At 66.5% G+C, this 24,322-nt stretch carries 23 protein-coding genes; 9 read left to right on the top strand and 14 right to left on the bottom strand.

Going from position 1 to position 24,322, the window contains the following annotated elements; all coding sequences use genetic code 11:
- Positions 1-443 precede the first annotated feature (443 nt).
- Positions 444-977 carry a DUF2244 domain-containing protein gene (locus NLR35_RS16375; RefSeq protein ID WP_257167563.1) on the bottom strand — a complete coding sequence of 178 codons (534 nt, stop codon included), beginning with the start codon at positions 975-977 and terminating at the stop codon, positions 444-446.
- A gap of 22 nt (positions 978-999) precedes the next feature.
- On the opposite strand from NLR35_RS16375, the gene nth reads away from it, so the two are divergent.
- From nth to NLR35_RS16355, 4 genes are all read left to right on the top strand, one after another.
- Positions 1,000-1,827, top strand: a complete 828-nt coding sequence (nth, locus tag NLR35_RS16370) for an endonuclease III (RefSeq protein WP_257167562.1) — start codon at positions 1,000-1,002, stop codon at positions 1,825-1,827.
- A 208-nt stretch (positions 1,828-2,035) separates the two neighbouring features.
- Positions 2,036-3,088, top strand: a complete 1,053-nt coding sequence (locus NLR35_RS16365; protein WP_257167561.1) for a type III polyketide synthase — start codon at positions 2,036-2,038, stop codon at positions 3,086-3,088.
- On the top strand, positions 3,085-3,606 hold the full coding sequence (locus NLR35_RS16360; protein WP_257167560.1) for an isoprenylcysteine carboxyl methyltransferase family protein: 522 nt from the start codon (positions 3,085-3,087) through the stop codon (positions 3,604-3,606). Before NLR35_RS16365 ends, NLR35_RS16360 begins: the two co-directional genes overlap by 4 nt.
- Positions 3,603-5,219 (top strand): DHA2 family efflux MFS transporter permease subunit, encoded by a 1,617-nt coding sequence (locus NLR35_RS16355; RefSeq protein ID WP_257167559.1) that lies wholly within the window; start codon positions 3,603-3,605, stop codon positions 5,217-5,219. Before NLR35_RS16360 ends, NLR35_RS16355 begins: the two co-directional genes overlap by 4 nt.
- Here NLR35_RS16355 and NLR35_RS16350 read toward each other — a convergent pair.
- Both NLR35_RS16350 and NLR35_RS16345 read right to left on the bottom strand, forming a co-directional pair.
- Entirely contained in the window at positions 5,160-5,912 is a 753-nt protein-coding gene (locus NLR35_RS16350) for a sulfate transporter family protein (protein ID WP_257167558.1), read from the bottom strand. The two genes, NLR35_RS16355 and NLR35_RS16350, sit on opposite strands and share 60 nt — an antisense overlap.
- Before the next feature lie 204 nt (positions 5,913-6,116).
- On the bottom strand, positions 6,117-8,807 hold the full coding sequence (locus NLR35_RS16345) for a heavy metal translocating P-type ATPase (RefSeq protein ID WP_257167557.1): 2,691 nt from the start codon (positions 8,805-8,807) through the stop codon (positions 6,117-6,119).
- A gap of 50 nt (positions 8,808-8,857) precedes the next feature.
- On the opposite strand from NLR35_RS16345, the gene NLR35_RS16340 reads away from it, so the two are divergent.
- Positions 8,858-9,133 (top strand): metal-sensitive transcriptional regulator, encoded by a 276-nt coding sequence (locus tag NLR35_RS16340; protein ID WP_257167556.1) that lies wholly within the window; start codon positions 8,858-8,860, stop codon positions 9,131-9,133.
- 251 nt (positions 9,134-9,384) lie between these two features.
- On the opposite strand, the gene NLR35_RS16335 is transcribed toward NLR35_RS16340, so the two are convergent.
- The gene (locus NLR35_RS16335; RefSeq protein WP_257167555.1) at positions 9,385-10,374 is read right to left on the bottom strand and encodes a YiiX/YebB-like N1pC/P60 family cysteine hydrolase; all 990 of its coding nucleotides are present in this window, start codon (positions 10,372-10,374) and stop codon (positions 9,385-9,387) included.
- 194 nt (positions 10,375-10,568) lie between these two features.
- On the opposite strand from NLR35_RS16335, the gene NLR35_RS16330 reads away from it, so the two are divergent.
- The gene (locus tag NLR35_RS16330) at positions 10,569-11,972 is read left to right on the top strand and encodes an FAD-dependent oxidoreductase (RefSeq protein WP_257167554.1); all 1,404 of its coding nucleotides are present in this window, start codon (positions 10,569-10,571) and stop codon (positions 11,970-11,972) included.
- A 421-nt stretch (positions 11,973-12,393) separates the two neighbouring features.
- On the opposite strand, the gene NLR35_RS16325 is transcribed toward NLR35_RS16330, so the two are convergent.
- The 7 genes from NLR35_RS16325 to rpmI form a co-directional block, all read right to left on the bottom strand.
- Positions 12,394-13,338, bottom strand: a complete 945-nt coding sequence (locus NLR35_RS16325; RefSeq protein WP_257167553.1) for an MBL fold metallo-hydrolase — start codon at positions 13,336-13,338, stop codon at positions 12,394-12,396.
- A 34-nt stretch (positions 13,339-13,372) separates the two neighbouring features.
- A complete protein-coding gene (locus NLR35_RS16320) occupies positions 13,373-14,149 on the bottom strand; it encodes a sulfite exporter TauE/SafE family protein (protein ID WP_257167552.1) in 777 nt (258 codons plus the stop codon).
- A complete protein-coding gene (pheT, locus tag NLR35_RS16315) occupies positions 14,146-16,554 on the bottom strand; it encodes a phenylalanine--tRNA ligase subunit beta (RefSeq protein ID WP_257167551.1) in 2,409 nt (802 codons plus the stop codon). The genes NLR35_RS16320 and pheT overlap by 4 nt, the downstream gene beginning before the upstream one ends.
- Positions 16,551-16,967, bottom strand: a complete 417-nt coding sequence (locus NLR35_RS16310; RefSeq protein ID WP_257167550.1) for an ASCH domain-containing protein — start codon at positions 16,965-16,967, stop codon at positions 16,551-16,553. The genes pheT and NLR35_RS16310 overlap by 4 nt, the downstream gene beginning before the upstream one ends.
- Positions 16,964-18,046, bottom strand: coding sequence for a phenylalanine--tRNA ligase subunit alpha (gene pheS / locus NLR35_RS16305; RefSeq protein ID WP_257167549.1), 1,083 nt, complete (start codon positions 18,044-18,046; stop codon positions 16,964-16,966). Before pheS ends, NLR35_RS16310 begins: the two co-directional genes overlap by 4 nt.
- Before the next feature lie 143 nt (positions 18,047-18,189).
- Positions 18,190-18,549 (bottom strand): 50S ribosomal protein L20, encoded by a 360-nt coding sequence (rplT, locus tag NLR35_RS16300; protein ID WP_006612326.1) that lies wholly within the window; start codon positions 18,547-18,549, stop codon positions 18,190-18,192.
- A 72-nt stretch (positions 18,550-18,621) separates the two neighbouring features.
- On the bottom strand, positions 18,622-18,822 hold the full coding sequence (gene rpmI / locus NLR35_RS16295) for a 50S ribosomal protein L35 (protein WP_006612327.1): 201 nt from the start codon (positions 18,820-18,822) through the stop codon (positions 18,622-18,624).
- A gap of 349 nt (positions 18,823-19,171) precedes the next feature.
- Here rpmI and NLR35_RS16290 point away from each other — a divergent pair, with 349 nt between their 5' ends.
- On the top strand, positions 19,172-19,426 hold the full coding sequence (locus tag NLR35_RS16290) for a hypothetical protein (protein WP_374940824.1): 255 nt from the start codon (positions 19,172-19,174) through the stop codon (positions 19,424-19,426).
- 160 nt (positions 19,427-19,586) lie between these two features.
- On the opposite strand, the gene infC is transcribed toward NLR35_RS16290, so the two are convergent.
- Positions 19,587-20,126 (bottom strand): translation initiation factor IF-3, encoded by a 540-nt coding sequence (infC, locus tag NLR35_RS16285; protein WP_085962814.1) that lies wholly within the window; start codon positions 20,124-20,126, stop codon positions 19,587-19,589.
- Between the two features lie 325 nt (positions 20,127-20,451).
- Between infC and NLR35_RS16280 the strand changes: the two genes are divergently transcribed.
- Positions 20,452-21,237: a carboxylesterase gene (locus tag NLR35_RS16280; protein WP_257167547.1), complete on the top strand. Its 786-nt coding sequence runs from the start codon at positions 20,452-20,454 to the stop codon at positions 21,235-21,237.
- An 8-nt stretch (positions 21,238-21,245) separates the two neighbouring features.
- On the opposite strand, the gene queG is transcribed toward NLR35_RS16280, so the two are convergent.
- Entirely contained in the window at positions 21,246-22,424 is a 1,179-nt protein-coding gene (gene queG / locus NLR35_RS16275; protein ID WP_257167764.1) for a tRNA epoxyqueuosine(34) reductase QueG, read from the bottom strand.
- Positions 22,373-23,065, bottom strand: a complete 693-nt coding sequence (locus tag NLR35_RS16270) for a glutathione S-transferase family protein (protein ID WP_257167546.1) — start codon at positions 23,063-23,065, stop codon at positions 22,373-22,375. Before NLR35_RS16270 ends, queG begins: the two co-directional genes overlap by 52 nt.
- Before the next feature lie 358 nt (positions 23,066-23,423).
- Between NLR35_RS16270 and NLR35_RS16265 the strand changes: the two genes are divergently transcribed.
- Positions 23,424-24,230 carry an undecaprenyl-diphosphate phosphatase gene (locus NLR35_RS16265; protein ID WP_257167545.1) on the top strand — a complete coding sequence of 269 codons (807 nt, stop codon included), beginning with the start codon at positions 23,424-23,426 and terminating at the stop codon, positions 24,228-24,230.
- The last annotated feature ends 92 nt before the right edge of the window (positions 24,231-24,322 follow it).

Genomic DNA, 24,322 nt, shown 5'->3' with positions numbered 1-24,322 from the left:
TTTCTGATTGGGGGGCTAGGGGTGGATTGAGCCCGGCTTGCGCGGCGGCGGCGGTGTAACCTCGCCCCGCCAAGGCGAAGCGAAGCTTCGCTAGGGCGGGGAGAGGTCGGATTGCATCGTCAGATGCAATCCGGGTGAGGGGATACAGGTGCTTCCCCGGACACTCCTGGCGCGCGGGCCCCCGCTGAGACCACCCGTGGGCGGCCCCTCACCCCGACCCTCTCCCCGTGAAGAACGGGGAGAGGGAGCGCAGCTGCGCGCGGGGCCAGCACTGCGGATAACATTCTGGTCGTCATTCCTGGGCAATCGGCAATGCGCCACGGCGCATTGGCGATTGAACCCGGAATCTCGAGGTTGTTGGAAAAGAACGCAAGGCAAGCTCGGGATTCCGGGTTCGAGGCCTACGGCCTTGCCCGGAATGACCGTGTGTGGGGAAGCAGGCGCTACAGCGGATTATACACCGGCCCGCGCTTCGCGGCCTGCAACCCGGCCGTCAGCGCCTTGGCGAAACTCGCCTTTTCCTCCGGGCCGAGGAAGCTCGCAATCGCCACGCGCTGGCCGCGGGCGACGAGGTACAGGCGCTCGATGCCGAACTCCTCGTGGGTTTCCTGGTCGAGGCGGACCCAGAGCGGGTTGAAGCGCCATTCCATGACGTGGCCCTTGTGGCTGACGCGGCGCAGCCGCAGCTCGGTCAGGGTGATCGTCACGTCCTCATAGGCGCGGGCGCGGCGGAAGTTGATGCGGAAGGCCCAGTAGATCGCCAGCGCGTCGAGGCCAAAGAAGCCGAACACCGGCCAGGCGCCCATGATCAGCGAGGCGATGCCGCCGATGAAGCTGATGGCGCAGACCACGACCATCAGCACCACGAAGCCGGTGCGGTTGAGCGAGCGATGCGGCGTCAGCCGGGCCGAGAACAGCTCGGGATCAGCGGCGCCGTTGCCGGTCTCCTGATACGCAAAAGCATTGCCTGGCATCATGGGGCCTCAGTATACCCGGATCATGGCCAAAATCACCCGCCCCCAACGCGCCAAGCCGGTGCCGGTTCGCAAGCCCGCCAAAAACGCCGCCAAGGCCGCGCCCAAAACGGCGGTGAAAAAGGCCGCCAAGACGAGCCCGGCGGCCAAGTCCCCGGCCGCCAAGGCAAAGGCAGGCTCCGTCAAGCCGGTCAAGAAAGCGTTGAAGGCTGTCAAACCCTGGACCCCCGCCGAGATCCGCGAGGCCTTCAGCCGCTTCGCGCAGGCTAATCCGGAGCCGAAGGGCGAGCTCGAGCACCTCAACCCCTACACCCTGCTCGTGGCCGTGGTGCTGTCCGCGCAGGCGACCGACGCCGGCGTCAACAAGGCGACGCGGCCGCTGTTCGCCATCGCCGACACGCCGCAGAAGATGCTCGCGCTCGGCGAGGACACCGTGCGCGACTACATCAAGACCGTCGGCCTCTACCGCACCAAGGCCAAGAACGTCATCGCGCTGTCGCAGAAGCTGATCGCCGAGTTCGGCGGCGAGGTGCCGCGCACCCGGGCGGAGCTGGAGTCGCTGCCGGGCGCGGGACGCAAGACCGCGAATGTCGTGCTCAACATGGCGTTCGGCGAGCACACGATGGCGGTCGACACCCACGTGTTCCGCGTCGGCAACCGCACCGGGCTGGCGCCCGGCAAGACGCCGCTGGAGGTCGAGCTCGGGCTGGAGAAGGTGATCCCGGCGGAGTTCATGCTGCACGCCCATCACTGGCTGATCCTGCACGGCCGCTACACGTGTCTGGCCCGCAAACCGCGCTGCGAACTGTGCCTGATCAAGGACCTCTGCCGCTGGCCGGAGAAGACGGCCTGATACGTAGAGCGCGACGTAAGGTTGCACCTCGAAAACGCGTTTGACAGTCACTTTAGCGTCACGCTGCGACGCCGTCTCACCATCGCCGGGCCACATCGCCGCCCGCATTGGTCATAAGATGAAACCCGTAATCCGGGCGATGTGAGTGGCGCGTGATGATTTCCGCGTTCTCGGACTTTGTGCGCCGGGACGGGGAAGGATCAGTTGCATGGACCACACCGCCGCACTCGTGTCGCTCGCGACCGCCGTGCCACCGCATCAGTTTCGCCAGAACGAGGTGATGGAGGCGGCGCGCGTGGTGCTGTCGCCGCGCTTCCCGCAGTTCGACACGATGGCGAGCCTGTTCGCCAACACCGGCATCCGTCAGCGCTACGGCGTCAAGCCGATCGAATGGTACATGGAGCGGCGCGGCTGGCCGGAGCGCACCGAGGCCTATCTCGAAGGCGCCGAGGCGCTGTTTGTCGAGGCGACGAACAAGGCGCTGGCACAGGCTGATCTCAGGGCCGACGAGATCGACACCATTGTCACCGTCAGCTCGACCGGCATCGCGACGCCGACCTTGGAGGCCCGCGTCGCCGGCCGCATCGGCTTCCGCTCCGACGTCTCGCGTGTGCCGGTGTTCGGGCTCGGCTGCGCCGGCGGCGTCTCGGGCCTGTCGATCGCCGCGCGTCTCGCGCAGGCGCGGCCGGGCACTAACGTGCTGTTCGTGACCTTCGAACTGTGCACGCTCGCGGTGCGTCATGACGAGCTGAGCAAGGCGAACATCGTAGCGCTCAGCCTGTTCGGCGACGGCGCAGCCGCCGCGATCCTGCGTGCGGGCGATGGCGGCCAGACGCTCGTCGAGGCGACCGGCGAGAAGCTGTGGCCGGATACGCTGGATATCATGGGCTGGAGCGTCGACCCGGAAGGCTTCGGCGTGATCTTCCAGCGTACCATTCCGGATTTCGTCACCGAGAACATGGGGCCGGCGGTCAACGAGATCCTCGGCAACATGAAGCTACAGGCCACTGATGTCGATCGCTTCGTCTGCCATCCCGGCGGCGCCAAGGTGATCACCGCGCTGGAGCGCGCGCTGTCGCTCGGACAGGGCACGCTCGACCATGAGCGCGAGGTCATCGCCGACTACGGCAACATGTCGGCTCCGACAGTGCTGTTCGTGCTGGAGCGCGCCCGCGCGAAAGGTTTGCCGCCGCGCTCGGTGCTGACGGCGCTCGGTCCCGGTTTCACCGCCAGCTGCGTTTCACTGAGGCACGCCGCATGACCTTCGCCGCCTTCGTCCTCGCCCTCGTCACCATGCAACGGCTCGGCGAGCTCGTGCTCGCCCGCCACAACACCCGCCGCCTGCGCGCGATGGGCGCGGTCGAGGTCGGCGCGGATCATTATCCGCTGATGATCTCGATGCACACGGCCTGGCTGGTGTCGCTGTGGCTGCTCGGCGTCGACCAGGAGGTCGATCCCTGGCTGCTCTCCGGCTTCGTGGCTCTGCAAGGCTTGCGCTGGTGGGTGCTGGCGACGCTCGGGCCGCGCTGGACCACGCGCATCATCATCCTGCCCGGCGCACCGCTGGTGACGGATGGACCGTATCGCTACATCTCGCATCCGAACTACCTGGTCGTCACCGCCGAGATCGCGCTGCTGCCGCTGGCGCTGCATCTGCCGCTGATCGCGCTGATCTTCTCCGGCCTCAACGCCGCCGTGCTGTTCATCCGCATCCGCGCCGAATCCGAGGCGCTGTCCGGCGTTGCTGGCGGTGGCGTGGGCGGCGGCCAGACCGCATGAGCGAGACGGCCGCGCCGGAGGATAAGCCTAGCCTGGCCACCTGGCTCGGCTTCGTCCTGATGTGCGTCGGCATGTTCATGGCCATCCTGGACATCCAGGTGGTGGCGACGTCGCTGCCGACCATCCAGGAGGCGCTCGGCATCACGCCGGATGCGATGAGCTGGATCCAGACCGCGTATCTGATCGCCGAGATCATCGCCATTCCGCTGACCGGCCTGCTGACGCGCGTGTTCACCCTGCGCTGGCTGTTCGTCGGCGCCGTCAGCGTGTTCACGCTGGCGTCGCTCGGCTGCGCGCTGAGCGGCAGCTTTCACATGCTGCTGGCGTTCCGCGTGCTGCAGGGCTTCTTCGGCGGCCTCCTCATTCCCGTCGTGTTCTCCGCGGTCTTCCTGCTGTTTCCCTCGCGGCTGCATGCGGTGGCGACGACCATCGGCGGCGTGGTCGCGGTGCTCGCGCCGACGATCGGCCCGGTGGTCGGCGGCTTCATCACCAACACCTGGTCGTGGCCATGGCTGTTCCTGATCAACATCGCGCCCGGCATCCTGGCTGCGACCGCGACGCCGGCGCTGTTGCCGAAGCAGGACATGGATCTCGCGGAGCTCGACAAGCTCGACGTGCTCGCGCTGCTGTTGCTCGCGGTGTCCCTGGCGAGCCTCGAGCTCGGGCTGAAGGAGGCGCCGAAGGGCGGCTGGCTGTCCTCGAACTGCATCGCGCTGCTGGTGCTCAGCGCCTCCTGTCTCACGCTGTTGGTCCAGCGCCTGCTGGCGTCGGCCGATCCGATCCTGCGTATCGGCAGCTTTCAGCGCCGCGCGTTCACGCTCGGCTGCGTGTCGAGCTTCTGCCTCGGCATCGGCCTGTTCGGCTCGGTGTATCTGATGCCGGTGTTCCTCGCTTTCGCGCGCGGCCACGACGCGTTCGAGATCGGCAAGATCATGCTGGTGACGGGCGTTGCGCAGCTGGTCGCCGCCCCGATTGTTACCGCGCTCGACGGCAAGATCGATGCGCGGCTGTTGACCGCGTTCGGCTTCGCGCTGTTCAGCGCGGGCCTTGCCGCCAGCGCGTTTCAGCCGCCGACCGCCGACTATCAGGAGATGTTCTGGCCGCAGGTGGTGCGCGGCATAGGCATCATGTTCTGCCTGCTTCCGCCGACGCGGATCGCGCTCGGCGACCTGCCGCCGGAAGAGGTGGCCGATGCCAGCGGGCTGTTCAACCTGATGCGCAATCTCGGTGGCGCCATCGGCATCGCGCTGATCGACACCATCATCTACGGCCGCGTCACCCTGCACGCGCAGGCGTTCCGCGACCGGCTGATGGCGGGCGACAGCGCCGCGGCCAAGGCGATCGGGCTGGCGCCGGAGCTGCTGCGCAACCGGCCGCGCAACATCTCGGAGGAGCAGGCGATCGCCTATGTCCGGCCGCTGGTGGAAAAGGCCTCGCTGGCGCTGTGCGTCAACGAAGCCTGGTCGCTGCTCGCCGGCATCGCGCTGCTCGGCTTCCTGCTGATTCCGTTCGCGCGCAACAAGTCGGCGAGCCTGTCGCCGCAACTGATGGCGCTAGAGGCTGCGCAGCCGGCGCTCCGGCGACGGCTCGATCAGCTGGGGTCGCGGTCCTGATAACCGCTTGTGCAGGTGGACCATGAAGGCCATGCCGAACAGCGGCGTCGCCAGGTTCACGATCGGGATCGTGACGAACGCCGCGATGATCAGCCCTGCGGTGAACACGGTCACCGCATTGTCGCGCCGCATCGCCTTGGCCTCCGCGGGGGAGCGGAAGCGCATCGCGGCGAGCTCGAAATATTCGCGGCCGAGCAGCCACGCCGTGGCGATGAAGAAGATCACGAAGCCGGCGCCGGCCAGGAACACGAAGGGCAGGGCGACCAGGTAAACGAGAATGGTGAGGCCGGCGGCCTTGAGGCCTTCCATCAGGGCGATGCCGAACGGCAGCGCGACGCCGGGGCGCTCGGCCGGATAATGCTCGCGCTCGACAAGGTCGGCGACGTCATCGACAAAGAGACTCGCGATCAGCGAGGTGATCGCCGGCATCAGCATGATGCCGCCGAACACGACGCCGAAGCCGGCCGCGATCGAGATGATCCAGGTCAGCACCTCCAGCGCGCCATGCGAGCCCGGCCCGAGCATCGCCTCGGCCCAGCCCTCGCCGGCGGTGGCGAGCCAGCTCAGCAGCCGCTGCAGCCCGATCGCCAGCACCGTGACCAGCACCAGCGCCAGCCCGATCGAGCGCCACAGGATCGAGCGCATCGGCGGCGACAGAATCTGCGAAAGCGCCTTGACGGCGGCGTCGATCATGGTGGTGGAACCTCTCTGCAAACCCTGCGTCAGCAGGTAAACATGCCCAGGGGCTTCGGCAAGCCCGTCCTCCCCACCGTACGCAGAAGCGCCCCAACTGCTTCCTCCGTCATTGCGAGCGCAAGCGAAGCAATCCAGGGTGGTGGGCGGGACTCTGGATTGCTTCGCTTCGCTCGCAATGACGAGGATAAACCGTCTGTTGCCTCACAAACTCGTCGCCCGCAGCCGCAGCGCGTTGCCGACCACGCTCACCGACGACAGCGACATCGCCGCTGCCGCGATGATCGGCGACAGCAGGATGCCGAACACCGGATACAGAATACCCGCCGCGATCGGGATGCCGGCCGCGTTGTAGATGAACGCGAAGAACAGGTTCTGGCGGATGTTGCTCATGACAGCCGCCGACAGTTTGCGCGCCCGCGCGATGCCGCCGAGATCGCCTTGCAGGAGCGTGACGCCGGCGCTTTCCATCGCGACATCGGTGCCGGTGCCCATCGCGATGCCGACATCGGCGGCCGCCAGCGCCGGCGCGTCGTTGACGCCGTCGCCGGCCATCGCCACCACCTTGCCGCTGGCGCGCAGACGCGCGACCACCGCGCTCTTCTGCTCCGGCAGCACCTCGGCCTCGACCTCGGTGATGCCGATCTTGCGCGCGACCGCGGTCGCCGTGGTGCGGTTGTCGCCGGTCAGCATGATCACCTTGATGCCGTCGGCCGCTAACGCCTTCAGCGCGTCCGGCGTCGATGCCTTGATCGGATCGGCGATCGCGAACAGCGCCGCGGGCTTGCCGTCGACCGCCATCGTGATGACAGTGGCACCGTCCTCGCGCAGCCGCTTGCTCTCGACGCCGAGCGTGTCGGTGATGATGCCGAGCGAGGCGAGATAGGTCGGGTTGCCGAGCGCGATGGCCTTGCCGTCGACCTCGCCGCGCGCGCCCTTGCCGGTCGGCGCGTCGAAGCCTTTCACATCGGCCAGCTTGATCTTGCGCTCGGCCGCGTGACGGACGATCGCCTCGGCCAGCGGATGCTCGCTGGCGCGTTCCACACTGGCGGCGAGCTGCAGCGCCTCGGCTTCGTCAACGCCATCAGCGGTGACGATCGACGTCACCTTCGGCTTGCCCTCGGTCAACGTGCCGGTCTTGTCGACCACCAGCGTATCGACCTTCTCCAGCCGCTCCAGCGCCTCGGCGCTCTTGATCAGCACGCCGGCCTGCGCGCCGCGGCCGACGCCGACCATGATCGACATCGGTGTCGCCAGTCCGAGCGCACAGGGGCAGGCGATGATCAGCACACTCACCGCGGCGACCAGACCAAACGCGAACCGTGGCTCGGGGCCGAAGGCGTACCACGCGACGAACGCGGTGATGGCGGCGGCGATCACGGTCGGCACGAACCAGCCCGCGACCTGATCGGCCAGCCGCTGGATCGGCGCCCGCGAGCGCTGCGCGTCGGCGACCATCTGCACGATCTGCGACAGCAGCGTCTCGCGCCCGACCTTGTCGGCGCGCATCACGAAGCTGCCGGTCTGGTTCAAGGTGCCGGCGATGACGCGCTCGCCTTCGTCCTTGGTGACCGGCATCGACTCGCCTGTCACCAGCGACTCGTCGAGCGAGGATCGGCCTTCGAGGATGACGCCGTCGACCGGCACCTTCTCGCCAGGCCGCACGCGCAAGCGATCGCCGACCGCGAGCTCGGCGATCTCGACCTCGTGGTCGTTGCCGTCGGCGTCGAGCCGCCGCGCCGTCTTCGGCGCCAGCTGCAACAGCGCCTTGATCGCGCCCGAGGTCGCCTCGCGCGCGCGCAGCTCGAGCACCTGGCCGAGCAAGACGAGAATAGTGATGACGGAGGCCGCCTCGAAATACACCGCGACAGAGCCGCCATGGCCGCGGAACGCCGGCGGAAACGCCTGCGGCATCAAGGTCGCGATCACGCTGTAGACATAGGCGACGCCCGTGCCCATCGCGATCAAGGTGAACATGTTGAGATTGCGGGTCTGGACCGACTGCCAGCCGCGCACGAAGAACGGCCAGCCCGCCCACAGCACCACGGGCGTCGCCAGCGCCAACTGAATCCAGTTCGACAGCACCGGATCGATCAACCCGTGACCGCCGACGAGATGGCCGCCCATCTCCAGCACCACCACGGGGGCCGCGAGCACCGCGCCGATCCAGAATCGCCTGGACATGTCGGCGAGCTCGGGGTTGGGCGCATCATCGAGGCTGATGACATCGGGCTCCAGCGCCATGCCGCAGATCGGGCAGGTGCCCGGGCCTTCCTGGCGGATCTCCGGATGCATCGGGCAGGTGTAGATTGTGCCGGCCGGCATCTCCGGCGGCGGCTCGCGCTTGTCGAGGTACTTCGCCGGATCGGCCGCGAACTTGGTGCGGCAGCCGGCCGAGCAGAAGTGAAAGGTGTGGCCCTGATGATCGAAGCGATGCTTCGACGTTGCGGGATCGACGCTCATGCCGCAGACGGGATCGATGACCTTGGCTGCGTCGTGATCATGCGCGTGGTAATCGTGGTCACCGCAGCAAGCGCCCGCATTTGTGGCGGCGGCTGCAGGCGCGAGATACTTCGCTGGATCACCCGCGAACTTGGTGCGGCATCCAGCCGAGCAGAAGTGGAAGGTCTGCCCGTCATGCTCGAAGCGATGTTTCGCCGTGGCCGGGTCGACCGACATGCCGCAGACGGGATCCTTCACCTTCGCTGCAGGGACGTGCTCGCGACCGCCACAGCAGGAGTCCGCTGGACTCGCCGGCGCTTCGGCATGATCGCTGCAACAGGCACCCGTCGACGCCTGCTTGTGTCCGGTTTCCGCCGCGCCAGCGCGCGATCCGCAGCCGCATCCGGCGGCGGTGTCCGCCGCGGCACCATGCCCGTGTCCGGTTTCCGACATGCCCAGCCTCGCCTCTTGAAACCTATACCCTGTAGGGGTATATAGAGCCCATGCGAGACGACATCAAGACTTCCTGTCAGAAACGTTTAAGCCGGATCGAAGGGCAGGTCAGGGGCCTGTCGAAGATGGTCGAGGACAATCGCTACTGCATCGACATCGTGACGCAGATTTCCGCAGTGCGGGCGGCGTTGCGCCGCGTCGAGGAGGAGATCCTGCGCGATCACGTCGCCCATTGCGTCGAGCACGCGATCGCGTCCGGCGACAAAGTCGATCAGCGGCAGAAGATCGCGGAGTTGATGGACGTGATCAGCCGGTCGGATCGCTAAGGGGTCTCAGTTGACTAGCCGAGTCGCGCGCGGCGATTTCGGTGCACCTCGCCCCGCTTGCGGGGAGAGGTCGGATTGCATCGCCAGATGCAATCCGGGTGAGGGGGTACAGGTCTCACCATCAGCACCGCCCGAGCGCCTGCCCCCCACCCCAACTCTCTCAGCGCGAGCGAAGCTCGTAGCGGCCCCGTAAGAACGGGGCGAGGGGTGCACCATCGGCGGCGTGAGGGCTCGACTCCAACTCGGATTGATCAGGAGCCAGCGCTCACCGCGACCTTGCGCCGTCTTGCAGACGCGTGTGGCGCCAGCTTCCGTACCGGCTCGGCGACAAGGAAGTGCTCGTTGACGACCAACCGCTCACCCACCACTTCCGCGCTCACTTCCTCAGCCGCAACCGGCCGCGCCGCTTCTTCGTCAGCCGTCTCAGGAACGAGCGGCGGCGCAATGACAGATCCTGGAAACACGGCGAATTCGCCCGCTACCTCCGCGAGCGGCTTCTGCTTGTCGGCCCAATGCAGCGTGGTGTAGTCGAAGCCGTTGACGATGGTCGGCTTGACGATCTCGAAATAGGGCGAGATGTCGAAGTCGCGCGGCATGTAGAGCGAGGAATCGCGGATATGCAGGATCTCGCGCTTGGCGCGCCGCGACGGCGCCCGCGTGATCTTCGGAAGGATGGGATAGCGCACGGCGTCGAACGCCTGCGCGATCAGCGCGGAGCAGATCATCTTGGTCGGATCGCCCGAGCCCAGCGCGATCATGCGCCGCCGCCAGCGTTGCGGGATCGGCAGCGGAACGAGGAAACGCATCAGGTCGACGATGTTCTTGGTGTCGTAGCCGAAGCCGATGCGGTTGATGGCGTAGCGGCAGACGGTGTGGCGGTCCTCGAAAGTCAGCCCGACCGGACGGCACACGCGCGTGTGATAGGCGAAGTATTTCGATAGCGGCGCCGAGATCACGCCATCGCCGACATAGGCTTCCACCAGCACATGCGGCTCGCCGTCGGGCTCGACCGCGCCGTCGATCGGACCGACATAGAGCGCGGCGTGCGACCAGGTCGACTGCGTCAGATATTTGATGATGCCGGAGATGCGGCTGTTGCCTTCGACCAGCAGCACGTCGCCCGGCTGGACATCCTTACGCAGGTAGTCCGGATCGCTCGGCGTAAACGGCTCATAGCCCGGTATCTCCTTCTGGAGATAGGCGGCAATCAGCTTGCCGATCTGGTCGAGCACGATACCCATGACGGTCCCCGGGCGACCTTGACCGGCCGCTTGCCTTTGTCCCTTCTTCCATGATGGTCGATTGCGGTTGCAATTTGGTTCATAGTCGAAGCGTTCTCTGCGGTATCGCGTTTACCATTCTCATTGCCGCGCTGCAGAAGATGCGGCAAATTCCGCGGCAATCGCAACTCACAAAAGCTTTCGGAAACCATGTCATGAGCTTCACGCGCCGCGGCTTCCTCTCCGCTTCCGCGGCGCTGGCCGCCACGCCCCTTGTCGCCCGCGTCACGCAAGCCGCGGTTCCGCGCGAGGCTGACATTGTCGTGATCGGAGCAGGCGCGGCCGGCATTGCCGCCGCGCGCCGGATCGTGGCCGCGAACCGCAAGGTCGTGCTGCTCGAAGCAGCCGCGCAGATCGGCGGCCGGTGCAGCACCGACCTCACGACCTTCGGCGTGCCGTTCGATCGCGGCGCACGTTGGTTGTTCAGTGCCGACAGCAATCCGATCGGCAGACTCGCCCGCGGCGTCGGGCTCGACGTTGCGGCCGCGCCCGTTGGCCAGAAGATACGTGTCGGCCGTCGCAACGCGCGACCGGGCGAGACCGAGCAGTTCCTCGCGGGTCTCGTGCGCGCCAACCGCGCTCTCGACGAGGCCGCCCGAGGCAAGCTTGATATGTCCTGCGCCGCAGCGCTGCCGAAGGATCTCGGCGACTGGAGCAACACCACGGCCTTCGTCCTCGGCGCCGGTGCGACCGGCAAGGATCTCGCCGATCTCTCTGTGATGGACAAGGCGCGCGCCCAGGATCGCAACGCGCCGCTCGCCTGTCGCCAAGGCCTGGGCACGCTGCTCGGCAAGCTCGGCGAGGGGCTGCCGGTCTCGCTGTCGACGCCGGCGAGCCGAATCGTCTGGAGCAACCGCGACGTCGCGGTGGAGACTCCCGCCGGGCGTATCGCAACACGCGCCGTCATTCTTACCGTTTCGACCAACCTCCTCACCTCCGGCGCGATCAAGTTCACACCGGAGTTGCCCAAACGGCAGCTCGACGCCGCGGCCAAGCTCAGCCTCGGCAGCACCGATCACATCGCGCTGATGCTTTCAGGCAATCCGCTCGGCCTGTCGCGGGACGAGGTCATCGTCGAGCAGAGCAATTCCAATCGCACCGGCCTGTTGCTAGCCAATATCGGCGGCTCGTCGCTGTGTACGATCGACGTCGCGGGCAGCTTCGGCCGCGAGCTGTCAGCACAAGGCGAGGCCGCAATGACGGCGTTCGGCAAGGAATGGATCGGCAAGCTGTTCGGCAGCGAAGCCGCAGCCGCCGTGAAATCATCATCAGCCACGCGCTGGAACCAGGTGCCCGGCGTGCTTGGCGCCATGTCCGCCGCGGCGCCGGGAAATCAAGGCTCACGGAAGATTCTCGGCGAACCCTTAGGTCCGCTGTTTCTGGCCGGCGAAGCGACGCACGAGACGCTATGGGGGACGGTCGACGGTGCCTGGGAGTCGGGCGAGCGTGCCGCAGAAGCCGCCCTGCGCCGCATCGGCGCGTTGAAGGATCCGGAGCCGGAGCCGACCGAGCGGCAACGCAGTCGTCGTCGCAAGGGGCGGTCGGCGCCGGAGGATTGATTGCTGATCGCCGCGCTAAGTCCGTGGGGCGGGCAAAGGCGAGCAGGCGCTCTGATCACATCCGAGATCGCAGTGGCGCAGTGCCCACCATCGAGCTGATGAGTTCGAGAATAGGTGTTGGGCACGCTGCCGCCTGCGGCGGCTGCTTGCTCCTCAACTACGTACGACTTCAGGTGAACCGCGACGCAGGTGCGCATGAATGCGCCCTCTCCCCTTGTGGGAGAGGGCATGCACGCCGGAGCAACAAGCTCGTTTGGGTGAGGGGTATCTATCCACGAGCACCGTTTGCGGAGAGAGGCCCCTCACCCAACCGCGTTTGCGGATCTGTCCTACATGCCCTCTTCCACGAGGGGAGAGGGCGCATTCATGCGCACCGTGCTCGTGGAAGCGATGAACTATGCGGTTCATGGTCACTATGTGACTACACCGGCAGCTTCAGCTCCATCAGGTCCTTCGCCACGACGATGCGGCCCGTGTAGTTCTTCTTCACGTCGCGGGTCCAATCCTCGTCGGTCACCTCGGGATCGTCGCCCGGGACGAAGTGGCTGAGCACCAGCACCTTCACGCCGGCCGCTGCCGCGATCCGCCCGACATCTTCCGTCGTAGTGTGACTCTCCAGCAGATGCTTCTTCAGCGTCGAGCCGTTCTTCGTCTTGAGGACGAGACGGTCGACCGCGGGCACGTACAGACATTCGTGCACCAGCACATCAGCGCCTTTCGCGAACCCCGCGAGCTTCGGATTGTAGGCGGTGTCGCTGGAGAACACGATCGTGCCGTCCGGCGTCTCGAATTTGTAGGCGAAATTGTCGGTGATCGGCGGATGCGGCGTCCGGAATGCGGTCACCGTCACGTCCGCCGTCTTCACGACGACGCCGTCCTGATCGATATCCCTGGCAACCAGCAGCGGCCGAGGATCGGGGCGGCCTTCATCGTCGATGCGGGTGTCGACGTCGAACTTGTTGGTCTCCCAGAAGCTGCGGGTCATCGCCTCGAGGCCCTTGGGGCCGAACGACTGGATCGGCGTCGACAGCCCCGCGGCCCAGGCGTTGTAGAACAGGTTGCCGTATTCCAGATTGTGATCGGAATGATGGTGGCTGATCAGGATGTATTTCACGGACGGGATCGGCACGCCGGCATTGACGAGCTGGCGGCTGACGCCCATGCCGCAATCGATCACGAACGGCGTGCCGTTGACCACGACGAGATTGGCCGGGTTCGACGCCCCGACACCAACGCGCGGGCCGCCCTTGGTGCCGAGAAAGACGATGCGTGTGCCGGTCTTGGCTCCTTGTGCGAACACTGACGGAGCGATCGCGGCTCCCGCTGTGCCCAGCGCGAGTGACAGCATTGTTCGGCGATCAATCATGGCATCCTCCGGGGTCGGTCTCGTTGCCGGGACGCTAGCCCCGGCCGAGCACGCCGTCGAGGGCTGGAAGGCCGAAGATCACGGCGATGGCTATCAACGCATAACAGATGGCGCGGAACACGCGCTCGCTGGCCCGGCCGAACAGTGCGGCGCCCAACGTGACGCCGAGCGCATAGATCGGGCCAATCAGCAGCGAGAGCTTGAGCGAGTCCCAGGTGATCAAGCTGCTGGCAGCATAGCTGACCATCGCGAAGAAATCCGAGGCGCCGAAGAACAGCACAATATTGGCTCGCGCAATCTTCGACGGGATCGGGCGTCCCAGCCAGTATCCGACGATCGGCGGGCCTCCCGTCTGAGCGAGGCCGCTGCAGAACCCGGAGACGGCACCGACCGCGATAGACAACGCGGTGTACTCCTTGCCTCGATAGCGCCAGCCGGAGATCAGCAGCGCGAGAAGCGCGATCACGAAGCCAGTGATGATCCAGCGCACGGTGACCGGATCGAGCCGGGTGAGGAACCAGGTGCCGAGCGGAACACCGACCAGCGCGCCGGCCACGATCACCGCGGTAGCCTTGCGGTCGGCCTCACGCCAGGCGGGCGCGACCATCGGGGCCATCGACACGAAGTCGATCACCAGCAGCAGCGGCGCGACCAACCGCGGTGTCGCGAAGCTGCTCGCGAGCGGCATGAAGATCAGCGCCGCGCCGAAGCCCGAGAAGCCGCGCGCGGTCGCTGCGATGAAGGCGACGATGGCCAGCGCCATCGTCGCGAACAAGGTGAGATCAGCAGGGATGAGCCCGGAGAGGCTCATCCGCGCAACGTGCCGCCGGTCTTCTTGGACACGTCGGCGGTGATCTTCGCTGCGACGGCGTCGATCTCCTCGTCGGTCATGGTCTTGTCGCGCGGCTGCAGGGTCACGGCGATCGCGACCGACTTCTTGCCGTCCTCGATGCCTTTGCCCTCGTAGATGTCGAAGACAGTGACGTCGGTGATCAGCTTCTTGTCGACGCCCTGCGCCGCCTTCACGATATCGCCGGCCTTGACCTTGCGATCGACGATGAAGGCGAAGTCGCGTGAGACCGGCTGGAACGCCGAGAGCTCCAGCACCGGCTTGGCGCGGGTCGGCTTCGCCTTGGCGGCAGGGATACGATCGAGGATGACCTCGAAGGCGACCAGCGGTCCGTCAGCCTTCAGCGCTTCCAGCGTGCGCGGATGCAGCTCGCCGAAATGGCCGAGCACGTTCTGCGGTCCCATCTGGATCGTGCCGGAGCGGCCCGGATGCATCCAGGCAGGTCCGCCGGCGACGATCTGCAACGACGCCATCGGTGCGCCGGCCGCGGCCAGCACGGCGAGCGCATCGGCCTTGGCGTCATAGGCATTGGCCGGCTGCGAGCCCGTCCAATGCCGGCCGAGGCCCTTCGACGAGGCGATGCCGCGACGGATGCCGCTGGCGGCGACGAACTGATCCTCCGGACGATCGCCCTTGAAGATCTGGCCGACCTCGAAGATGGCGACGTCGCCAAAGCCGCGATCCGCGTTCGCCTGCACGGTCGCGATCAGGCCGGGCAGCAGGCTCGGCCGCATGTCGGAGAGGTCCGACGCGATCGGGTTGGCCAGCGCGAGCTCGGCCTTGCCGCCGCCGAACAGCTCAGCGGCCGGCTTGGAGATGAACGACCACGTCACGGCCTCGACGATGCCGCGCGCCGCCAGCGCGCGCTTGGCGCGGCGGGTGCGCAGCTGCAGCGGCGTCAGCACCGGCTTGCGCGGCGCATCGCCACGCTCGAACGGCGTCATCGGCACCTTGTCGACGCCGACGATGCGGACGATTTCTTCGACGATGTCAGCCTTGCCGTGCACGTCGCTGCGCCACGAGGGCACGGCGACCTTCACGACGGGGACGTTGCCCGCGAGCGTGAAGCCGAGGTGGGTCAGGATGCGGCGCATCTCCGGGAAGGGCACCTCGATGCCGGCGAGACGCTTCACCTCGCTAACCGGGAAGTCGATGATGCGGTCGTCGCCGTAGGCGTTGCCGACGACGACTTTCTCTGACGGCGCGCCGCCGCAGAGCTCGAGCACGAGCTTGGTCGCCATCTCCAGGCCCGGCACCATGAAGGCCGGATCGACGCCACGCTCGAAACGGTAACGCGCGTCGGAATTGATGCCGAGCTTGCGGCCGGTCTGGGCGATGTTGATCTCGTTCCACAGCGCCGATTCGATCAGCACGTCGGTGGTATCCGCGTCGCAGCCGGAGGCCTCGCCGCCCATGATGCCGGCGAGCGATTCAACGCCAGCATCGTCTGAAATGACGCACATCGACTGGTCGAGCGTGTAGGTGCGGCCGTCGAGCGCCAGCAGGGTCTCGCCGTCGCGCGCGCGGCGGACGACCAGGTTGCCCTTTACTTTCTTGGCGTCGAACACGTGCAGCGGACGCGCGCGGTCGAAGGTCATGTAGTTGGTGATGTCGACCAGCGCGTTGATCGGGCGCAGGCCGATTGAGGTCAGGCGCTGCTGCAGCCATTTCGGCGATGGTCCGTTCTTGACGCCGCGCACCAGCCGCAGCGCGAAGCCTGGACACAGCTTGTCGTCTTCCACCGCAACCTTGACGGGGCAGGGGAATTCGCCCTTGATCGGCTTGATGCCGGGGTCCTTGAGCTTGCCCATGTCGGCCGCGGCGAGGTCGCGCGCGATGCCGTGCACGCCGGTGCAGTCCTGGCGGTTCGGCGTCAGGTTGATCTCGAACTGGGGATCGCCGAGCCCGGCCCACTCCGCATACGGCTTGCCGATCGGTGCATCCGCCGGCAGCTCCATGATGCCGTCGTGATCGTCCGAGATCTGCAGCTCGGCCGCAGAGCACAGCATGCCGCGGCTCTCGACGCCACGGATGGTGCCGACCGAGAGCGTGATGTTCTTGCCCGGGATGTAGGTGCCCGGCGGCGAGAACACCGAGACGAGACCCGCGCGCGCATTCGGCGCGCCGCACACGACCTGCACCGGCGCGCCACCGTCACCGGTATCGACCATGCAGACGCGCAGCCGGTCCGCGTTGGGATGCTGCTCGGCGGAGACGACACGTGCGATCTTGTACGGCGCGAGCAGCTTCGCCTTGTCCTCGAGATGCTCGACCTCGAGGCCGATCATCGTCAGCTTGTTGGCGATGCTCTCCACCGACTCATCGGTGTCGAGATGGTCCTTCAGCCAGGACAGTGTGAATTTCATGATGCAACCCTGCGATCGGCAAAGACCTCGACAAGACGGAAGCGCTCACACATCAACATCATGGTGTCGCTGAACTTGCCCAGTCGGGTGAAGTAGGTTCGGTGCGCTGCGCGCCAATAGTCCAGGCTCCGGTCGCCTTCACCCTCGTCGAAGGCGAAGGCCGCGTCGACCTCATCGAAGCGGCGATACGTGACCTCGGTGGTCTCGATCACGCAGCGCGCATTGCCCCGCCCGTCGAGAACGATCCAGCGCTCACTTGGCGTCGACGTGTTGGGCTCGTCCTCGGTGCTGCAGGTCGCCGTCTTGATACCGTTGACGACGAGGTCGAGCAATTTGTCGGCAAGCTCCGGGCCGTCGCCGAACGCGAACGACCGCAAGCCGCGATAAGCCTCAGGGACCGTCTCGAGGTTCACGTGCTCAGTCCCCCAGCCAGGGTCGGCACCTCCAGCGGCTTGAAGCCGTAATGCGACAGCCAGCGGACGTCGCCCTCGAACAGCTGGCGCAGATCGCTCATGCCGTATTTCAGCATCGCGATGCGGTCGATGCCCATGCCCCAGGCAAAGCCCTGGTATTCGTCGGGATCGATGCCGCAGGCGCGCAGCACGTTCGGATGCACCATGCCGCAGCCGAGAATCTCCAGCCAGTCCTCGCCCTCGCCGAAGCGGATCTCGCCCTTGTCGCGGCGGCACTGGATGTCGACCTCGAGCGACGGCTCGGTGAAGGGGAAGAAGGAAGGCCGGAACTTCATGTTGATGTGGTCGACCTCGAAGAACGCCTTGCAGAACTCGTGCAGGATCCATTTGAGGTGGCCGAGATGCGAGCCCTTGTCGATGACGAGGCCCTCGACCTGGTGGAATTGCGGCGTGTGCGTCGCGTCCGAATCGATGCGGTAGGTGCGGCCCGGGCAGATCACGCGGATCGGCGGCTTCTGGCTCAGCATCGTGCGCACCTGCACCGGCGAGGTGTGGGTCCGCAGTAGCATGCGCGAGCCGTCCGGCTTCGGATTGAAGAAGAACGTGTCGTGCATCTCGCGTGCGGGGTGGCCTTCCGGGAAGTTCAGCTTGGTGAAGTTGTAGTCGTCGGTCTCGACGTCGGGTCCCTCCGCGATCGAGAAGCCCATGTCGGCAAAGATCGTGGTGAGCTCGTCCATCACCTGGCTGAGCGGATGGATGCGCCCCGTATCGGCCGGCGTGTCCTGCAGCGGCAGGGTGACGTCGATGGTCTCTGCGGCGAGGCGGGCATCGAGCGCGGCCGCCTTGAGCACGTCGCGGCGCGCGGTCAGCGCCTGCGTGACCTTGTCCTTGGCGAGGTTGATCGCCGCGCCTTGCGTCTTGCGCTCGTCCGGCGACATCTTGCCGAGCGTGGCCAGCAGCGCCGAGATCGACCCCTTCTTGCCGAGGGCCGCGACGCGCACCGCTTCCAGCGCGGCTTCATCGCCGGCGGCGGCGATCTGATCGAGGATCGAGGTTTCGAGCGAGGCGAGGTCGGACACGGGCAAAATCTCCGCGGGGCAAAGGCGGCTGGGTTGTCGCCGCGACGGCGACAAGGGTCAAGCGAAAGCAGCGATGTGACCGGACAGCAAAAAGCGGCCGAGAGCGTCGGCCGCTTTTGAAGTCCTCACGATAGCGGAGGCGATCAGGCGGCGAGCGCCGCCTTGGCCTTCACAACGATCGCCTCGAACGCGGCGGGCTCGTTGATCGCGAGATCCGACAGCACCTTGCGGTCGACGGTGATGCCGGACTTGGACAGGCCGTCGATAAAGCGGCTGTAGGTCAGCTCGAACGGACGCACGGCGGCGTTCAGGCGCTGGATCCAGAGCGCGCGGAAGGTGCGCTTCTTGCGCTTGCGATCGCGGAACGCATACTGGCCGGCCTTCTCGACGGCGGCCTTGGCGGCGCGGATCGTGTTCTTGCGGCGGCCGTAGAAACCCTTGGCGGCCTTGTAGACCTTCTTGTGCTTGGCGTGAGCGGTCACACCGCGTTTGACGCGAGACATGACGGAAATCCTTGTTCAGAGGTGATGACGAGCCGCGTCGCGCGCGGCCGGGGTTCGGAAGCGAGAGGCCGGTCAGGCGTTCGGCAAGAAGTACTTCTTGACGTTGTCGCCGTCGGTCTTGAACAGCACGCGGGTGCCGCGCAGCTGCCGGATCTGCTTCTTGGTCCGCTTGATCATGCCGTGGCGCTTACCGCGCTGAGCGTGCATGACCTTGCCGGTCCCCGTCACCTTGAAGCGCTTTTTGGCGCCGGATTTGGTCTTCAGCTTGGGCATTTGGCTCTCCTTGATGCCAACGGCAAGCCGCCCGCGAAAGCGGCGCCATCCGGCGAAAATGCTCGTTAGAGCGTTGGTTGTGCTCAGGTTTCGGATCCAAACGAGGACCCACCCGCACAGGGACATCGCCACGGCAGCCCTTGATCAGCCGGGCGACGAAGGCCGCGCTTATGCCAGAGACGATCGAACTTGGCAACTTGGACTTGGCAACTTGGGCGTTGGCAACGTCGAACCATGGAATCAGCTATTCCGACCCATGATCAGCTTTCGTTAACCATGCCGAGGTCCGCTCATGGTCCGCATCATCCGTCCCGCTGCCGTCGCCGCTGCCCTTGCCGCGACTGCCGCCTTGTCTTCCACTCCGGCCCGCGCCGCCGGCTTCGACGGTCCCTGGACCGTCCTGATCATCACCGAGGCCGGCAGTTGCGACCAGGGCTACAGCTTCCCGGTTCAGATCAGCGGCGGGCGCGTGACCTCGGCCGGCTCCGCCAACATCACCGGCACCGTCGGCCGGGGTGGCGCCGTCACGGTGCGGGTCTCGCAGGGCGGTTCCTCGGCCAGCGGTAACGGGCGGTTGGGCGCGTCCTCGGGCTTCGGCCGCTAGAGCGGCAAAGGCTCGGCCGGCACCTGCAGCGGGCGGTGGCAGGCGACGCGGTCCTGACCAAGGCCTCTCAAGAGACAAGACCTCTCAAGAGACGAGGCCTCTCAAGAGAAAAGCCCGCCAACGCGTGGCGGGCCCGGTTTGAAGCGTGGTCCCTCGCCTCTCAGCGCGGGGCCAGAACCATGACGACCTGACGGCCCTCGAACTTGGCGTCCTGCTCGACCTTGGCGAACGCCGCCACGTCGGACTTCACCTTGTCGAGCAGCTTGGTGCCGATCTCCTGGTGCGCCATTTCGCGGCCGCGATAGCGCAGGGTGATCTTGACCTTGTCGCCCTCTTCGAAGAAGCGCTGCATCGCCCGCATCTTCACGTCGTAGTCGTGGTCATCGATCATCGGACGGAGCTTGATCTCCTTGATCTCGACGACCTTCTGCTTCTTGCGGGCCTCGGCGGCCTTCTTCTGCGCCGAATATTTGTACTTCCCGTAGTCCATGATCTTACAGACGGGAGGCGAATTGTTCGGCGAAATCTCGACCAGGTCCATGCCTGCTTCGATGGCCATCTTGATCGCAACGACGGTCTCGACCGTGCCGCGATTGGTGCCTTCGGCGTCGATCAGCTGGATCTGCGCATTGCGAATCTCATCATTGGTGCGCGGCCCGTCTTTGACGGCAGCGGGCGGGGCTCGATTGGGGCGGCGAATGGGTAGTTCTCCAAGGTTGTGGAAGAAGGCGGCTAGTTTGAAGGAAGATGCCTTTGCGGGCAAGGTCGCGCTGGCCCGGTGCGTCGAAATTCCGCCCGGCCGTCGCGGCACTTGCGTCGCACGCGCAGTCGGCGTGGCGGCGTATTCCCCCAAAAGGGACCAGATGACCAGGACGGGCGCTCACATGCGCGGGCCGGGCCTTGTGGTTCCGCCCGGGGACATAGAGTGCGCGCCTCGCTTTCGCAAGCAGCACGGCGTCCCGGCCGACCCGATTGACGGACGTGGCCGGCTCGCCCACACAACGTCCGCCTGGGGGTAACGATCCATGAACCAAGCTATCGAATCGACCGATCTCCCTGCCTTCATCACCGTCGGTACCGGCGACGCCGCGCGCCAGATCGCGGTGCGCGCGCGTCCGGGGACGCCGCCGGGGCTGTTCTGGCTCGGCGGCTTCAATTCCGACATGAAGGGCACCAAGGCGGTGGCACTTGAGGCCTGGGCCGCCGAGCGCGGCCGGGCCTGCGTCCGGTTCGACTATTCCGGACATGGCGAATCCGGCGGCCGCTTCGTCGACGGCACCATCAGCCGCTGGCTCGAGGAGAGCGTGGCCGTGTTCCGGCAATTCTGCCGCGGGCCGCAGGTGGTGATCGGCTCCTCCATGGGCGGCTGGATGGCGCTGCTGCTGGCGCGCGAGCTCTCCAAGCAGCCGGGCGAGGCGACGCTCGCCGGGATGGTGCTGATTGCGCCTGCGCCCGATTTCACCGAGGAGCTGATGTGGAAGGGCTTCTCGCCGGAGATCCGCCGGGAGATCGAGACGAATGGCGTCTGGATGCGGCCTTCGGAATATGGCGAGCCTTATCCGATCACGCGGGCGCTGATCGAGGACGGACGGAATCACCTGCTGCTCGGCAGCGCCGTCAATGTCGGCTGCCCCGTTCGCATCCTGCAGGGCGCGCAGGACCCCGACGTGCCCTGGCAGCACGCCTTCGCGCTGGCGCACCGGCTGCCGGCGGAGGACGTCGTGCTGACCATGATCCAGGACGGCGATCACCGGCTGTCGCGTCCTCAGGACATCGCGCGCATGCTGGCCGCCGTGGGGGAGATGGGCTGAGGCGGCGCTCAGAATCGGGCTTGCCACTCCGCGCGGACGTCGTCGTCGGTTTCGGCGGCGAGGGCCACCTCGGCATGCTGAGCGAAGGCACCCGCATCGAGCAGCCGCCCGAGCGCCCAGGCTGCGGCGCCGCGGACCAGCGGGTTCGGATCGGCCGCGAGCCGCTCGGCTGCCGGCGCCAGCGCGGCATCACTGGAGTTGCCAATCGCGATCAGCACGTTGCGCAGGAAGCGGTCTCGGCCGATACGCTTCACCGGCGACTTCGTGAACAGCGCGCGGAACGCGGCGTCGTCGAGCTCCGCCAGCTCGGCCAGCGATGGCGCGCGCAGCGCGTCACGGGCCGCCAGCTTCGCCTCGCGCCCTGCTTGCGCGAACTTGTTCCAGGGGCAGGCGGCCAGGCAATCGTCGCAGCCATAGATGCGGTTGCCCATGGCTTTGCGGAACTCGCGCGGGATCGGCCCCTTGTTCTCGATGGTCAGATACGAGATGCAGCGCCGCGCATCGAGACTGTACGGCGCCGGGAACGCCGCCGTCGGACAACTGTCGAGGCAGGCCCGGCAGGAGCCGCAATGATCCTGCTCAGCGCCATCCAAGGGTAGCGCAAGCGGGGTGTAGATCGCGCCGAGGAACAGCCAGGAGCCGAAGCCACGCGACACCAAATTGGTGTGCTTGCCCTGCCAGCCGAGCCCGGCCGCTTCAGCCAGCGGCTTTTCCATGACGGCCGCGGTGTCGACGAACACCTTCACGTCGCAGCCGGCCTGCGCGACCAGCCAGCGCGCCAAGGTCTTGAGGTTTTTCTTGATGACGTCGTGATAGTCGTCGCCGCGGGCATAGACTGAGATCGCCGCGCGGCTGCGCCGGGCGAGAACAGCGCGCGGGTCCTCGTCGGGCCCGTAATTGACGCCGAGCATGATGACGCTGCGGACCTCGCTCCACAACGTCGTCGGATCGGTCCGCCGCGACGGCTCGCGGGCGAGCCAGTCCATGTCGCCGTGCTGGCCCTCGGCAAGGAATCGCTCGAAGGCGGCGGCGCGCTCAGGGCTCACCACCGGCGCGGTGATGCCGGTGGCATCGAAGCCGAGCTTCAGCGCCTCGGCCGCCAGCGCCGCCTTCAGGGCGTCTGGCGCACGGGCGCTCAGAAGTCGAGATCCACGTAAGTGCGCGACGCCGGCACGCCGGCCAGCCAGTCGCTCAGCAGCGGCCGGAACGACGGCCGCGACTTCACCCGCGCGTACCACGCCTTCGCGGCGTCGTCCTCGATCCACGGCACGTCGCCGAGATAGTCGATCGCGGAGAGATGCGCGGCGGCGGCGAGGTCGGCATAGGTCAGGCGGTCGCCGGCGAGGAAATTGCGCCGCTGCGCCAGCCAGCCGATATAAGCGAGGTGATAGCGCACATTGGTCTTGGCGGCGCGAATCACGTCGGTCGACGGCGGACCGCCGCCATCCTCCTCGCTCATGAAGCGCTTGTAGATGCGCTCGGTGACGAGCAGGTTCGAGGCCTCCTCGAAGAACTTGGTGTTGAACCAGTCCATCAGCCGGCGCACCTCGATGCGCTCGGCAGGCGAGGCCGGCATCAGCCGGCGGTCACCCGCCTCGACCCCGCAGGTCTCGTCGAGAAATTCGGCGATCACGCCCACCCCCGGCACCGGCGGCATGTCCTCGACAGCCAGCACCGGCGTCGTGGCCGCCGGATTGAGCACGAGGAACGCCTCGCGACGCTCCCAGGCGCGTTCCTCCACCAGGCGCAGGTCGAGCCCGTATTCGCCGAGCACCAGCCGGACGAAGCGCGAATGCGGGCAGAAGGGATGGTGGTAGAGCGTGTACATGGAGCCTTTCGACGATCGCGCGGCGGCTTGGCACTTAACGAACAATCAACCACCGGCTCGCACCGATGGATCGTCCGGATACCGGCGCAGGGGAGCCTGGCGCGATTCGGACCATTAGCGCATGGTCGGCGAAAGTGTAAGCAGTAGGGCGACGGGTCGGCATGCGGGAAACGACGTTGGGGAACAATGATGGGCTCTCCGGGCCCGCAGCCCGGCATGGCGGCGCTGTGATTCGTAATGCATGGTCGCGCGCCGGTTCATTCATCCGATGTGGCCGTGGCGAGCGCTTTTTGCAATTGCGGCCGCGGGCCGAATAGGCGAGAAGGGCCGCGTTTTGCCGGCAATCCTGGATCCGATCATGATGTCAGATACGCTGCGGGCGGTGCTTCTCGGCATTGTCGAGGGCGTCACCGAATTCCTTCCGGTATCCTCGACCGGCCATCTCCTGCTCGCGGAGCGCTTCTTCGGGCTCGGCGACGAGGGCTTCTGGAAGAGCTTTGCGATCCTCATCCAGCTCGGCGCCATCCTCGCGATCGTCGCGCTGTACTTCTTCAAGCTGTATCGCGTCGCCATCGGCGCCCTCACCAATCCCGACGACCGCCGCTTCATCATCGGCGTGCTGATCGCCTTCCTGCCCGCCGTGATCGTCGGCCTCATCGCCGGCAAATACATCAAGGCGCTGCTGTTCGATCCCTGGGTGGTCTGCTTCTCGCTCATCGTCGGCGGCGCCATCCTGCTGTGGGTCGACCAGATCGATTTGAAGCCGCGGGAGCACGACGCCACGCGCTATCCGCTGATGATGTATCTGTGGATCGGCGTCGCGCAGTGCCTGGCCATGATCCCCGGCGTGTCGCGCTCCGGCTCGACCATCGTCGCGGCGATGCTGCTCGGCGGCGACAAGCGCTCGGCCGCGGAGTTCTCCTTCTTCCTGGCGATTCCGACCATGGTCGGCGCCTTCGTCTACGACTTCTACAAGAGCCGCGCCGAGATGACGTCCGATCACCTCGGCCTCATCGCGATCGGCTTCGTCGTGTCCTTCATCACCGCGATGATCGTGGTGAAGGTCTTCCTCGACTACGTCACCCGCCACGGCTTCGTGCTGTTCGCCTGGTGGCGCGTCATCGTCGGCACGCTCGGCCTGATCGCGCTGGCGCTGGGCAAGTAGTCGTTATCGCGTCGGGTGGGCCAAAGGCGCATAGCGCCGTGCCCACCGTTCTTGAGTGTCGTCGCGAGATGGTGGGCACGCTTCGCTTTGCC

This window comes from Bradyrhizobium sp. SRS-191 (assembly GCF_024586915.1).
GTDB lineage: Bacteria > Pseudomonadota > Alphaproteobacteria > Rhizobiales > Xanthobacteraceae > Bradyrhizobium.
This window is presented reverse-complemented; position numbering and strand designations above follow the sequence as displayed.

Bases quoted from the DNA above. Each gene is read 5' to 3' on its own strand.
- nth (WP_257167562.1), top strand. From the start codon at position 1,000: ATGGCCAAAATCACCCGCCCCCAACGCGCCAAGCCGGTGCCGGTTCGC.
- NLR35_RS16265 (WP_257167545.1), top strand. From the start codon at position 23,424: ATGATGTCAGATACGCTGCGGGCGGTGCTTCTCGGCATTGTCGAGGGC.
- NLR35_RS16330 (WP_257167554.1), top strand. From the start codon at position 10,569: ATGAGCTTCACGCGCCGCGGCTTCCTCTCCGCTTCCGCGGCGCTGGCC.
- NLR35_RS16375 (WP_257167563.1), bottom strand. From the start codon at position 977: ATGATGCCAGGCAATGCTTTTGCGTATCAGGAGACCGGCAACGGCGCC.
- rpmI (WP_006612327.1), bottom strand. From the start codon at position 18,822: ATGCCCAAGCTGAAGACCAAATCCGGCGCCAAAAAGCGCTTCAAGGTG.
- NLR35_RS16280 (WP_257167547.1), top strand. From the start codon at position 20,452: ATGAACCAAGCTATCGAATCGACCGATCTCCCTGCCTTCATCACCGTC.
- NLR35_RS16340 (WP_257167556.1), top strand. From the start codon at position 8,858: ATGCGAGACGACATCAAGACTTCCTGTCAGAAACGTTTAAGCCGGATC.
- NLR35_RS16360 (WP_257167560.1), top strand. From the start codon at position 3,085: ATGACCTTCGCCGCCTTCGTCCTCGCCCTCGTCACCATGCAACGGCTC.
- NLR35_RS16270 (WP_257167546.1), bottom strand. From the start codon at position 23,065: ATGTACACGCTCTACCACCATCCCTTCTGCCCGCATTCGCGCTTCGTC.
- NLR35_RS16335 (WP_257167555.1), bottom strand. From the start codon at position 10,374: ATGGGTATCGTGCTCGACCAGATCGGCAAGCTGATTGCCGCCTATCTC.
- NLR35_RS16325 (WP_257167553.1), bottom strand. From the start codon at position 13,338: ATGATTGATCGCCGAACAATGCTGTCACTCGCGCTGGGCACAGCGGGA.
- NLR35_RS16365 (WP_257167561.1), top strand. From the start codon at position 2,036: ATGGACCACACCGCCGCACTCGTGTCGCTCGCGACCGCCGTGCCACCG.
- NLR35_RS16355 (WP_257167559.1), top strand. From the start codon at position 3,603: ATGAGCGAGACGGCCGCGCCGGAGGATAAGCCTAGCCTGGCCACCTGG.
- rplT (WP_006612326.1), bottom strand. From the start codon at position 18,549: ATGTCTCGCGTCAAACGCGGTGTGACCGCTCACGCCAAGCACAAGAAG.
- NLR35_RS16345 (WP_257167557.1), bottom strand. From the start codon at position 8,807: ATGTCGGAAACCGGACACGGGCATGGTGCCGCGGCGGACACCGCCGCC.
- NLR35_RS16350 (WP_257167558.1), bottom strand. From the start codon at position 5,912: ATGATCGACGCCGCCGTCAAGGCGCTTTCGCAGATTCTGTCGCCGCCG.
- NLR35_RS16320 (WP_257167552.1), bottom strand. From the start codon at position 14,149: ATGAGCCTCTCCGGGCTCATCCCTGCTGATCTCACCTTGTTCGCGACG.
- pheT (WP_257167551.1), bottom strand. From the start codon at position 16,554: ATGAAATTCACACTGTCCTGGCTGAAGGACCATCTCGACACCGATGAG.